General features: G+C 62.4%; 10 protein-coding genes. 6 read left to right on the top strand and 4 right to left on the bottom strand.

The window, feature by feature from the left end:
• The first annotated feature begins 30 nt into the window (after nt 1-30).
• Nucleotides 31-687 (top strand): DUF2959 domain-containing protein, encoded by a 657-nt coding sequence (locus G4Y73_RS03320; protein ID WP_164229352.1) that lies wholly within the window; start codon nt 31-33, stop codon nt 685-687.
• A 135-nt stretch (nt 688-822) separates the two neighbouring features.
• On the opposite strand, the gene G4Y73_RS03315 is transcribed toward G4Y73_RS03320, so the two are convergent.
• Nucleotides 823-1,467 carry a fatty acid hydroxylase family protein gene (locus G4Y73_RS03315; protein WP_164229351.1) on the bottom strand — a complete coding sequence of 215 codons (645 nt, stop codon included), beginning with the start codon at nt 1,465-1,467 and terminating at the stop codon, nt 823-825.
• Between the two features lie 806 nt (nt 1,468-2,273).
• On the opposite strand from G4Y73_RS03315, the gene G4Y73_RS03310 reads away from it, so the two are divergent.
• The 5 genes from G4Y73_RS03310 to G4Y73_RS03290 all read left to right on the top strand — a co-directional run bounded on the left by G4Y73_RS03310 (nt 2,274) and on the right by G4Y73_RS03290 (nt 7,213).
• A complete protein-coding gene (locus G4Y73_RS03310) occupies nt 2,274-3,917 on the top strand; it encodes an acetolactate synthase large subunit (protein ID WP_164229349.1) in 1,644 nt (547 codons plus the stop codon).
• A gap of 272 nt (nt 3,918-4,189) precedes the next feature.
• Nucleotides 4,190-4,798, top strand: coding sequence for an isochorismatase family protein (locus G4Y73_RS03305; protein WP_205596462.1), 609 nt, complete (start codon nt 4,190-4,192; stop codon nt 4,796-4,798).
• Nucleotides 4,795-5,964: a nicotinate phosphoribosyltransferase gene (pncB, locus tag G4Y73_RS03300; protein ID WP_164229345.1), complete on the top strand. Its 1,170-nt coding sequence runs from the start codon at nt 4,795-4,797 to the stop codon at nt 5,962-5,964. Before G4Y73_RS03305 ends, pncB begins: the two co-directional genes overlap by 4 nt.
• A 14-nt stretch (nt 5,965-5,978) precedes the next feature.
• A complete protein-coding gene (locus G4Y73_RS03295) occupies nt 5,979-6,896 on the top strand; it encodes a patatin-like phospholipase family protein (protein WP_164229343.1) in 918 nt (305 codons plus the stop codon).
• Nucleotides 6,897-6,916: 20 nt separating this feature from the next.
• Nucleotides 6,917-7,213, top strand: a complete 297-nt coding sequence (locus G4Y73_RS03290) for a hypothetical protein (RefSeq protein WP_240451125.1) — start codon at nt 6,917-6,919, stop codon at nt 7,211-7,213.
• Nucleotides 7,214-7,549: 336 nt separating this feature from the next.
• Here G4Y73_RS03290 and G4Y73_RS03285 read toward each other — a convergent pair whose 3' ends face one another.
• The 3 genes from G4Y73_RS03285 to G4Y73_RS03275 all read right to left on the bottom strand — a co-directional run bounded on the left by G4Y73_RS03285 (nt 7,550) and on the right by G4Y73_RS03275 (nt 11,375).
• The gene (locus G4Y73_RS03285; protein WP_164229341.1) at nt 7,550-9,286 is read right to left on the bottom strand and encodes a M28 family metallopeptidase; all 1,737 of its coding nucleotides are present in this window, start codon (nt 9,284-9,286) and stop codon (nt 7,550-7,552) included.
• Between the two features lie 266 nt (nt 9,287-9,552).
• A complete protein-coding gene (locus tag G4Y73_RS03280; RefSeq protein ID WP_164229339.1) occupies nt 9,553-10,194 on the bottom strand; it encodes a response regulator transcription factor in 642 nt (213 codons plus the stop codon).
• The gene (locus tag G4Y73_RS03275) at nt 10,191-11,375 is read right to left on the bottom strand and encodes a sensor histidine kinase (protein ID WP_164229336.1); all 1,185 of its coding nucleotides are present in this window, start codon (nt 11,373-11,375) and stop codon (nt 10,191-10,193) included. The genes G4Y73_RS03280 and G4Y73_RS03275 overlap by 4 nt, the downstream gene beginning before the upstream one ends.
• Nucleotides 11,376-11,385 lie beyond the last annotated feature (10 nt).

Genomic DNA, 11,385 nt, shown 5'->3' with positions numbered 1-11,385 from the left:
GAGCTGTGGAATCACCCGGAGGCACATCTCATGCACTCAGTCCGCATTCCCTGGTTGAAGACCGCCCTCATGCTTCTCGTCGTGACGATCCTGGCCGGCTGCCAGGCCGCCAAATACCGCACCCTCGAAGCCTTCGGCGTGGAGAAGCGCGACATCCTGTCCTCGCGCGTGGAATCGGCCCGCGACGCTCAGGACGAGGCGAAGGAACAATTTTCTTCCGCCCTGGAACAGTTCCGCGCCACGGTCGCCTTTGACGGCGGAGAGCTGGAGGACCTCTACGACAATCTGAATCGTTCCTACGAGCGCAGCCTGGAAGATGCCGAACAGGTCCGGGAACGGATTGATGCGGTCCGCGACGTGGCCGGAGATCTATTCGACGAGTGGTCGGATGAACTGGATGAATACGAGAGCGCCGACCTGCGCCGCCGCTCACGTGATCTGCTGCGAGAAACTCAGGGCCGCTACGAGCGCATGATCGCGGCCATGGAACGCGCCGAGGCCAGCATGGACCCGGTACTGCAGTCCTTCCAGGACCAGGTGTTGTTTCTCAAGCACAACCTCAACGCCCGTGCCATCTCTGCATTGAGAAATGAACTCGACAGCATTGAAAGTGACACCGAAGCACTGATTCGGGCGATGAATGAAGCCATTGCCGAGGCCAACGCCTTTATCGAGACGCTGGAGTGACATCTCCCCTTGTCGCCCCGGAAGGTGCAAAGCACCTAACCGGGGCCTCACACACGTCCGTTGGCACTCAGTTGGGCCGTGCCAAACCACAGCGTGCGAGGTCCCGGCTCTGGGGCCGGGACAACAGGCGTCTCATCAGACCCGGGTTCGAAACAGCCAATCCCCAATGGGATAGGTGATATTGAAGTTCTTGTGAGTCATCAGCGCGGTGTCGTGATGGCGATGGTGCAGGCGGCGTAGGCGGCGCAGGAACGGGACATTGAGCAGGCGCGAATCTTCCGGCACATGGTAGGCCAGGTGCAGCAATTCATAGTTGAGGTAATAGCCCAGGGCGGTGGCGACGAACAACCAGGCCACGTTGGCGGTAGCGAGCCAGGCGAGCAGCAACCCGATCGGTGCGGCAAACAAGCCGAAGAAGAAAATCATCAACACGGCCGGAAACAGCACCACCTTGCAGTCCTGCCAACCTTCCAGGGCCATGTGCCGATCCGTGAAAAACCGATGATGCTGACCGGCATGGCGCTTGTAGATCAGGGTCAGACCGGGAACGCTGCGGTGCATGACCCAGCGATGGCCGACGTATTCGACCAGGTTGGCATAAAGAAAGGTCAGCGGGACAGCCAGCCACTCAAGCGGACTGACCGCCTGGAGCTGCCAGATACACAGCGCAATGCCACCCAGGGCGAAGACCAACACGAACGCGAAATGCGCCTTACCCGAATAGTTCGGGCCGATGTTTTCGTGCCGGTAAGCGGCGCGGTAGTCGGCATTGGTTGGCATGCCATCAGATTGCCATTGTGGCTGGTTTGCTGCAAGCCGCTTGCTTCGCAGGCGTTGGATTGGCTGACGCCACCGATCGCTGTGGCGTCCTCGACAAGTCAAAGGCGGTTTCGCCCGGCTTGCTTCGCAAGCTCTTTGGGCGAGTAACTTTTGTCAGTCTCGACAAAAGTCACCAAAAACGCTCTTAGAAGACGCGGATGTTCCGCAGGACCAGATGTCTAGTGGGCTTAACGGAGATACCGTTCGTGCCTTCGCTAATGCTCGGTCGTGAAACATGGCATTTTCGATAAAGCCCTGGCGTAGCCCGCACCCAGACAGCACGACCTCGATCGGGGTCGGCTTCGATTAAGAGTGAAGAAGTGGTCGGGGGTGGTATGCCGCTCGAAGTCGTCGTGCCAGATGCGGGCCGCTGCAGGCGTCATCGTAAGCCAGCATGTTCCGCAGCCGGGCCCAAGCAAGGCCCCAGCCACAGTCTGTGAAGCCACTCCGCTCAAAGGTTCCTGAGACGTAACCGCCTGCTTTTAAGCGCGTTTTTTGGTGACTTTTTTCGCGCGAGAAAAAAGTTACTCGCCATCAGCCTGCGTAGCAGGCGGGCGAAACAGAAGTTGACTTGTCGAGACTCGCGCAGCGACCAGCGGCGTCAACCAATCCAGCGCCTGCGCAGCAGGCCGGGCGAAATCGCCTTTGACTTGTCGAGGGCGCCACAGCGACCGGTGGCATCAGCCAACCCAGCGGCAGCGAGCTGACGAACCAGCCTGCGAAGCAGGCAAGTGGCACATTCACCCCCAATGGGGCACCATAAACACATGAAAGCCGCACAACTATTCATCCAGTGCCTGGAAAACGAGGGCGTCGAGTACGTCTTCGCCGTCCCCGGCGAGGAAAATCTGGAAATCCTCGAAGCCCTGCGCGAATCGAGCATCCGCCTGATCGTCACCCGTCACGAGCAGGGTGCGGGCTTCATGGCTGCCTGCTACGGCCGCCTGACCGGCAAGCCGGGTGTGTGCCTGTCGACCCTCGGGCCCGGAGCGACCAACCTGGTCACACCGGCGGCCTACGCCGAACTGGGTGCGATGCCGCTGGTGATGATTACCGGTCAGAAACCGATCAAGACGTCCAAACAGGGCCATTTCCAAGTCATCGATGTGGTCGACCTGATGCGGCCCGTCACTCGCTACACCCGGCAGATTGTATCGGCAGCAACGATCCCGTCCCGCGTTCGCGAGGCGTTCCGACTGGCTGAGGAAGAGCGTCCCGGCGCGACTCACCTGGAGCTGCCCGAGGACATTGCCGAGGAGGAAACCGACGAGGCGCCGATCACGGCCAGTTACCACCGTCGCCCCGTGGCGGAGGAAAAGGCGATCGAGACGGCCGTGGAAGCCATAGAAAAAGCCCGCCACCCGCTGCTGCTGATCGGGGCCGGCGCCAACCGCAAGCTCACCGCACGCATGCTGCGACGTTTCATCGACCACACCGGCATTCCGTTCGTGAGCACTCAGATGGGCAAGGGTGTTGTGGGTGAGACCAATTGCTGGATGGGCACCGCTGCGCTGTCGGAAGGCGACTATGCCCACCGCGTCATCGACAAGGCCGACTGCATCATCAACATCGGCCACGATGTGGTCGAGAAACCGCCGTTTTTCATGCGCGAGGGTCGTCGCACCGTCATTCATGTCAACTTCTTCAGCGCCGAGGTGGATCCGGTCTATTTCCCGCAGCTCGAAGTCACCGGTGACATCGCCAATGCGATCTGGCAGATCGACGAGAGAATCGAGGCACAGGAACACTGGGATTTCGAGTTCGCCCACCGAGTCCGGGCTGCCATGCTCGAGGATCTGGAGCGCGGGCGCGACCTGGACAATTTCCCGATCCATCCTCGCCGGATCGTCCACGCTGTGCGTGATGCCATGCCCGAGGACGGCATCGTCAGCCTCGACAACGGCCTCTACAAGGTCTGGTTCGCGCGCAACTACCGCACCACGCGCTCCAATACCCTTTTGCTCGACAACGCCCTGGCGTCCATGGGCGCCGGGCTGCCGGTCGCCATGGCCGCCCGCCTCGTCCATCCGGACCGCAAAGTCCTGGCTGTGTGCGGCGACGGCGGCTTCATGATGAACTCGCAGGAGTTGGAAACAGCCGTACGCCTCGGCCTCGACCTGGTTGTCCTGCTGCTGCGCGACGATGCCTACGGCATGATCAAGTGGAAGCAGCAAGATATGGGACTGGCCGATTTCGGACTCGACTTCGGCAACCCCGATTTTGTCCAGTACGCGGAGAGCTATGGCGCTCGCGGCCATCGCGTCGAGTCAGCCGATCACCTGACCCGACGGCTGGAAGAATGCCTGGCAAGCCCTGGCGTGCACCTGATCGACTGCCCGATCGATTACACGGACAGCCAGCATGAGCTGTTCGAGGCCATCCCCGCGGCCACTGCATCCATAAGCGGTTGATCGACGCACCGTGGCGAGCGTGGGCCCGTCGTCCCGGCCCTGAGCCGGGACCTCGCACAGCGGTCGCGCGGCACGGCCCTGGAAGCGCAAGCAACAGGCGATGTGCGAGATCCCGGATCAGCGCTTGTGCGCCGTCCGGGATGACGCATTCTCCGTATCCTGTCGTCACGATGGTTGCCATTCGGAGCCATCGACCGCATCTGAATTTGTGAGGACACCGCCACCTAGTTGTTATGAAAATTCCTGAAAAACAATACGTTGCAAGCTTCGATGTGGACGCACAGCGCACTTTTACGCCATTGTGCCCGGAGGAACTACCGGTCGAGGAAGGCGACACCATCGGCCCGGAGCTCAATCGGCAGGCCAGATGCGCCGCCTACCGCCTCGGATCGAAAGACTCGCATAGCCCCAAGGCGGTGTGGGTCACCGAGGACCCGGAAAAGATCGGCCAGGGCGGTGTCGGAGGCGAGAACGTCGAGGAGCACTGGCCGGTGCATGCCGTCCCAGGCACCGAGGGCTTCAAGCTGGTACCCGGCCTGCCCCGCCCGGCCGACTACGACTTCTTTGTCTGGAAGGGTGTGGAGCTGGACATGCACCCCTATGGCGCCTGCTATCACGACATCGCCGAGGAGATGAGCACCGGCGTCATCGAGTGGCTCGACGCACGCGAGGTCAGTCACGTACTGGTCGGCGGCCTGGCCACCGACTTCTGCGTTTGGGCGACTGCCCGCCAGCTGCAGCAGGCCGGTTTCCAGGTCATTCTCAACCGGGCCGCTTGCCGGGGAATTGCCGATGAGAGTGTCGAAAAGGCACTGCAGGCGATGAAAGCGGTCGGTATCGAATTCATCGAGAGCTGTGACGAATTGGAGCAGGCGGCATGATCATCGAATCCTTGCTCGACACCGACATCTACAAGTACTCGATGATGCAGACCGTTCTGCACCAGTTCCCCGGTGCGGAGGTCGAGTACCGCTTCAATTGCCGCAGCGAGGGCATCGATCTCCGACCGATTCGCCAGGACCTGGAACGCGAAATCGAGCACCTGTGCTCTCTCATGCTCGGCCCGGAGGAGCTGAATTTCCTCAGCAGTCTGCGCTACATGAAGTCGGACTTCATCGAGTTCCTGCGCCTGTTCCACCTGCAGTCGCGCTTCGTCGAAATCGGCGAGGACGGCGAGCAGCTCACTATCACGATTCGCGGGCCCTGGCTGCACACCATCCTGTTCGAGGTGCCGGTACTGGCCATCATCAGCGAGCTCTACAGCCGCCATGCCTGGCCTGACCATTCTCTCGACGAGGGCCGACGCCGCCTGCACAAAAAGGTCGAACAGGTCCAGGCCCTCGATCGGCCCGACGAGTTCATCTTTGCCGATTTCGGAACCCGGCGTCGCTTCTCGCGAGAATGGCACGACGAAGTCGTCGAGACTTTCGCCCGGGAGATTCCAGGCAGCTTCCGCGGTACCAGCAACGTGCGACTGGCCAAGGAACTCGGCCTGGTACCCATCGGCACGATGGCGCACGAGTTCATCCAGGCCTGCCAGGCGCTCGGCCCGCGCCTGGCCGAAACCCAGCGCTTCGCCTTTGAGGTCTGGGCGCGCGAGTACCGCGGTGACCTCGGCATCGCGCTATCGGACACCTACAGCCTCAAGGCCTTCCTGCGCGATTTCGACATGTACTTCTGCAAGCTCTTCGACGGTGCCCGCCAGGATTCCGGCGACCCGATGGAATGGGGCGAAGCAATGGTCGAGCACTACCGCAAGAACCGGGTCGATCCAGAGTCACGCAACCTGATCTTCTCCGATTCTCTGGATATACCGCGGGCAGCCGAAATCTGGCAGCGGTTTCGCGACCGCACCAACGTCAGCTTCGGCATCGGCACCAATCTCACCCACGATCTCGGCGTGAAACCGGCCAACATCGTCATCAAGATGACCGAGTGCAACGGCCAGCCAGTGGTCAAGCTGTCCGACTCGCCCGGCAAGGTCGTGTCGACCGACCAGCATTACCTCGCCTGGGTGCGCCAGGCGTTCGACGTGCCGGCGCCCTAGGCTAGAATCTCGATATGACCGAATTGAATCGCTCCTTATCCGGGCAGACAGTCTCTTTGGTGCTGGGTTCAGGCGGTGCGCGCGGGCTGGCCCATATCGGCGTGATCCGGGCGCTCGAGGATGCCGGCGTGGAAATCCGAACAATCGCGGGTTCGTCGATGGGCGCCCTGATCGGCGGCATCCACGCTGCCGGCCGGCTCGATGCCTACGAGGACTGGATTTGCGGGCTCGCCCAGTCCGACGTGCTCGCGCTGGTCGACTGGACCCTGTCCGGCGGCGGACTGATTCGCGGGCGCAGGATCATCAACAAGCTGGCCGAGCTGATCGGCGAGTACGAGATCGAAGACCTGAAGATCGATTTCACGGCCGTGGCCGTCGATCTCGACTCGGGCCGGGAACTGTGGCTCGACCGGGGACCACTTTTCGACGCCATTCGCGCATCCATCGCCATCCCGGGCGTGTTCACGCCGCACGAATACCGCGGACGCACGATGATTGACGGTGGCATTCTCAACCCCGTTCCGATCGCGCCCACCCTGCGCGCCATCAACGACCTGGTGATCGTCGTCGACGCCAATGGCCCGTCGGTTCATCCCGCGCCGCTCGAGCGCGACCGACAAGCCGACGAAGACAGCAACGGCATGTTCCAGAAGGTGCGCGAATTCATGAACAGCTGGCGCAATTCCGAGGACGAGGGCGAGACTAGTTCACGACCCGGCCTGATGGCGGTCATGATGCGGGCACTCGATACCATGGAGGCTGCTATCGCACGTCATCACATGGCTATCTTCCACTCGGATATCATGATCAGCGTGCCCAAGAACACCTGCCAGGTTCACGAGTTCTACCGGGCCCGGGAAATCATCGATCTGGGCCGGCGCCTGACGCAGGATGCCCTGTCCGGCTATCGGCCAAACCGCAGCAAATTCTGAACGCCTTACGGAGAAAAGTCATGGCCAGCAATGACGACATGTTGTTCGACGATGCCGCCGACGCAGTCGTGGACCTCGGCAACCGACTGTCGGCGGAAAGTCCGGACGCCGACCCCTGGGCGCTGGCCGACGGCCTGATCGCAGGCGCCGTTCACTTCTGGCTCTACGCTCACCAGCCCGAAGCCCCGGTACCCTCCGAAGACGACCTGACCACGGCGCGCGAGCGCATCGAGGAGCTGGTGGATCAAGTGATGCAGTCAGCCGAGGAGAGCGAATACCTGCACTCGCCGCAGGATTCCGACGTCGGAAGGGCCTGACCTCCCCGTCACCCCGGAAATCGCGCAGCGCAGGCAATGCAGGAAGGCCGGTTTTCACCGTTAGGCTTCCGGAATGCCGGTAGCGCGTGATTATCCGGGGCCTCGCACCTGTCGGCGGGCATTGCGTCCGGGCCGTGCAAGCACAACCGTGGGAGGTCCCGGCTCAAGGCCGGGACGACTTCAGTCCTGTCACCCCGGAAATCGCTGAGCGATTATCCGGGGCCTCGCACCTGTCGGTGGGCAATGCGTCCGGGCCGTGCAAGCACAAGCGTGGGAGGTCCCGGCTCAGGGCCGGGACGACAGGGGTCAGGCGGTCAGGATGACAGAGCAGCAGTCCTACTGCCGGCTCTCTTCCCGAATCGCCTTGAACTCGTTGCCCTCGTACCACTCCGGCCAGTCATCCGACTCGACCAGGTGGCGACCGACGACATAGTAGAGTTCGAGATCCTCGATCACGCCACGCAGGTCCCAGTCATCACTCCAGGTATCGGCCGGCTTGTGGTAGCGCTCGGCACGGTACTCGGCCTGCCACTCCAGACCAAATTCGCGGCCATGCTCGCGATGATCCACCCCGCCCTTGGCGTAGAGCGCCGGAATACCGATCTTGGCCAGGTTGAAGTGATCCGATCGGTAGTAGTAACCGGCCTCCGGGCTCGGCTCCTGCTCGATATGCCGGCCCTGGCGCTCGGCTGCGGCAGCCAGGATGCCTTCCAGTTCCGAAGCGCCGTAACCGACCACAGTGACGTCGTTGGTCGGACCCAGGACGGTCAGGGCATCCATGTTGATGCCGGCCACGGTCTGGCCCGGTTCGAAAACCGGATCGTTGGAATAATGTCGTGACCCGAGCAGTCCGTACTCTTCCAGGGTTACCGCCGCGAAAAGAATCGAGCGATCAGCCGCACCGGCCCGCACATGCGACCGTGCCAGTTCAAGCAGTCCGGCCGTGCCGCTGGCATTGTCGACGGCGCCATTGTAGATACCATCCGAGCCCGAAATCGCCATATTGCGGCCGAGGTGATCCCAGTGAGCCATGTAGATCACGGCTTCGTCAGGACGCTCCTCGCCGGGAAGCAAGGCCAACACATTGTAGGACGTGCCGGAGCGAACGCTGTTGCGTACCTCGGCATTAGCCGTCGCACCGAGACTGACGGCTTCGAAGCCCGGCTGCCGGGCAGACTCCTTGAGGGCGTCGTAGTCCTGGCCGGATCGCGTGAACAAATCGCGCGCGGCATCGACGGTCAGCCAGCCCTCGAGAGCGACGCGCGGCTCATTCTCGTCACTGGTGAGCACGAACTCGGCACCGGACCAGGAGTTGACCACCACCTCCCAGGGATAAGAGGCCGGCTCCGTCTCGTGGACCACCAGCGCCGCGGCGGCGCCCTGCCGAGCTGCTTCTTCGTATTTGTAGGTCCAGCGGCCGTAGTAGGTCATCTCACGACCGTTGAACAGGTTTTCGTCGCCGCTGGCAAATCCGGGATCGTTGACCAGAATGACCACCGTCTTGCCCTCGACATCCAGACCGGCGTAGTCATTCCAGTCATATTCGGGAGCGACCACGCCGTAACCGACGAAAACGATTTCCGAGTCCTCGACCGACTGTGGATCGGTACCCAGTCGGCGGGAGTTGATGACCATGTCTTCCGGGTAGCTGTAGACCTTCTCTTCGCCCCCGACCTCGACGCGGATGTCGCTGCGCTCGGCATTGGTCAGCTCGTTCATGGGCACCGGCTGCAGGTAGCTGTCGCCATAACCGGGCGCCAGCCCCATCTCGCTGAACTGTCGCACCAGGTAGTCGATGGTCATGCGGCCACCGCGCGTACCCGGCGCCCGGCCCTGATACTCGTCGGAGGCCAGGGTCGCAACGTGCTCGGCGAAACGCTCGGCCTCGATGCCGGGTTCGGGAACGGTCGGCAGTTCATCGCCGGACTCGCCTTCGGCGGCATCGTCGGGGGCATCGGCCGGCTGCGACTGAGCGGCGGACTGTGCGGATTCGTCGCTTGTTTCGGTCCCGTTTCGATCACCGCCGCAGGCGGCCAGGGAAAGGATCAGGAGGGCAAGAATGAGTCGGATCATGGCGAGCTTTGCTCCGTGGAAAAAATCTGATTCTAGCAGGTCAGTGCTGGCTGGCAGCGTGCGAGACCCCGGATAGCCACGCGCTAGCGGCACTCCGGAACCCCTTCTTTCGCCTGACGGCGAAAACCGGGCTCCCTCAATTGCCTGCGCTACGCGGCTTCCGGGGCGACAGAACCCAGGGTCGTCCCGGCCTTGAGCCGGGATCCCGCGCGGTTGGGTTGGCACGGCTACGGGGGACGGGACTTCGGGGCAACAGGGGGGTCGGGCTAGATCAAGCCGCCTTCCAGTGCCTTGAGTACTGCACGGGTGCGATCACGCACGCCCATCTTCGAAAGGATGTTGGAGACGTGATTCTTGACCGTGCCTTCGGCCACGTTCAGCGCCGAAGCGATCTCCTTGTTGGAATAGCCGCCGGCCATCAGTCGCAGGATCTCGGTTTCCCGGTCGGTCAGGGGATCGGGCTGCGACAAGCTGGAAAACTCGGTGCGCATCTGGCCGAGCCCTTTCATCAGGCGCTCGGTCACCGCCGGCTTGACCAGCGTCTTGCCCTCGGCCACGGCCCGGACCGCCGACATGAGTTCTTCGAAGGCCACGTCCTTGAGCAGGTAGCCACGGGCGCCGCTGGCAATACCGGCCAGCACCAGGTCGTCGTCATCGAAGGTGGTCAGAATGATCGTCGGCGGCAGCTGATCGCGCTCGCCCAGTTCACGCATCACATCCAGGCCGGTTTTTCCGGGCATGCGCATGTCCAGCAACAATACGTCGGGGTCGACTTCCGGGATGCGATCAATGGCCGACTGCCCGTCCGGAGCCTCATCCGCGATCTCGATGTCCTCGGACAGTTCGAGCAGGGAACGTACGCCCTGACGCACCAGGGTCTGATCGTCGACCAGCATTACTCGGATCATGTTGTCCGCTCCACCGGAATCCACGCCTTGACCTGAAAGCCTGCACCGGGTCGGGTGGCGATGTCCAACCGCCCGCCGAGCTCGCGCAATCGTTCACGCATGCCGCTGATGCCGTTGCCCGGAATCAGGTTGGGCGCGCCGCGACCATCGTCGCGCGCCTTGAGGACGAGCCCGTGTTCGCCTTCCGTGAGGCTGATCCAGAGCGTGCTGGCCTGGGCATGGCGTACGGTATTGGTAATCAGTTCCTGGGCGCAGCGCAGAAGAATCTGCGCGCGTTTGGGGTCGGTCTGGGCCAGGTCTTCGGGAACATCCAGGTGAATTTCCAGATCCGGCACACCGGAGGCCAGCATTTCAAGCGCCCGGCGCAGGTTGACCCGGTCGTCGCTGCGCATGTCGCTGACCACCTCGCGCACGTCCGCCAGCAGCAGCCGGGCAATCGACGCGGCCTGATCGATATGTTCCCGGGGCTTGCCCTCGCTGGTGTGGCTGGCAACCTCGAGATTCAAGGTCAACGCGGTCAAGTGGTGTCCAACCAGGTCGTGCAGTTCACGTGAAATCCGGACCCGCTCGGCAATGCGCGTATTCTCTGTCAGCAACGACTGGGTCGCCAACAGCTCGGAATTGACTCGCCGGAGTTCGGCCCGGGCCTGCATTTGCTTGAGCGCCAGCAGCGAGGCAATGAAGGGAAAGGAAGTCAATCCCAGGTTCATCAGGAGGTAGACCAGCACCAGCAACCAGCTTCCCTGTGGACTGAACATAATCCACAAGCTGAAGGCCAGCGCCAGGCCAATCACCCAGCCGATGCCGATCACCATGGGCAGCACCCAGGGAAGGAGCGCAGCCACCATCATGCCCAGCAGGCTGCCCAGGCCACTTTGGGTGAAATGGGTTACGCCCAGTGCCGAGATCGATAGGACGAGCATCGCCAGCACCCGTTTCCAGAACGCCGCTCCGCGCTGCTGGCCAATCACCGGATGCCAGAGAACCAGCAGAAAAAGGACGGCTGCCGACCACCAGCCGGCGATGGCGTTGGGTTCGGGTTTTTCCGGCAACAGCCAGGGTAGCAGGATCAACGGGATTGCCGTCAGCAGCCAGACCAGAACGCCGACGTAGCGTAGCCAGTCGATGGTTCGGATCTCCGCCAGCGAACCGAGTCTGTCGACAAGACGTTGCAGGGTCATGCTGGAATTC

The organism is Wenzhouxiangella sp. XN201 (assembly GCF_011008905.1).
In the GTDB taxonomy this organism is placed as follows: domain Bacteria; phylum Pseudomonadota; class Gammaproteobacteria; order Xanthomonadales; family Wenzhouxiangellaceae; genus Wenzhouxiangella.
This window is presented reverse-complemented; position numbering and strand designations above follow the sequence as displayed.

Excerpts from the sequence above, each read along its gene's own strand:
- G4Y73_RS03315 (WP_164229351.1), bottom strand. The coding sequence starts at position 1,467 with ATGCCAACCAATGCCGACTACCGCGCCGCTTACCGGCACGAAAACATC.
- G4Y73_RS03295 (WP_164229343.1), top strand. The coding sequence starts at position 5,979 with ATGACCGAATTGAATCGCTCCTTATCCGGGCAGACAGTCTCTTTGGTG.
- G4Y73_RS03275 (WP_164229336.1), bottom strand. The coding sequence starts at position 11,375 with ATGACCCTGCAACGTCTTGTCGACAGACTCGGTTCGCTGGCGGAGATC.
- G4Y73_RS03320 (WP_164229352.1), top strand. The coding sequence starts at position 31 with ATGCACTCAGTCCGCATTCCCTGGTTGAAGACCGCCCTCATGCTTCTC.
- pncB (WP_164229345.1), top strand. The coding sequence starts at position 4,795 with ATGATCATCGAATCCTTGCTCGACACCGACATCTACAAGTACTCGATG.
- G4Y73_RS03310 (WP_164229349.1), top strand. The coding sequence starts at position 2,274 with ATGAAAGCCGCACAACTATTCATCCAGTGCCTGGAAAACGAGGGCGTC.
- G4Y73_RS03285 (WP_164229341.1), bottom strand. The coding sequence starts at position 9,286 with ATGATCCGACTCATTCTTGCCCTCCTGATCCTTTCCCTGGCCGCCTGC.
- G4Y73_RS03290 (WP_240451125.1), top strand. The coding sequence starts at position 6,917 with ATGGCCAGCAATGACGACATGTTGTTCGACGATGCCGCCGACGCAGTC.
- G4Y73_RS03280 (WP_164229339.1), bottom strand. The coding sequence starts at position 10,194 with ATGATCCGAGTAATGCTGGTCGACGATCAGACCCTGGTGCGTCAGGGC.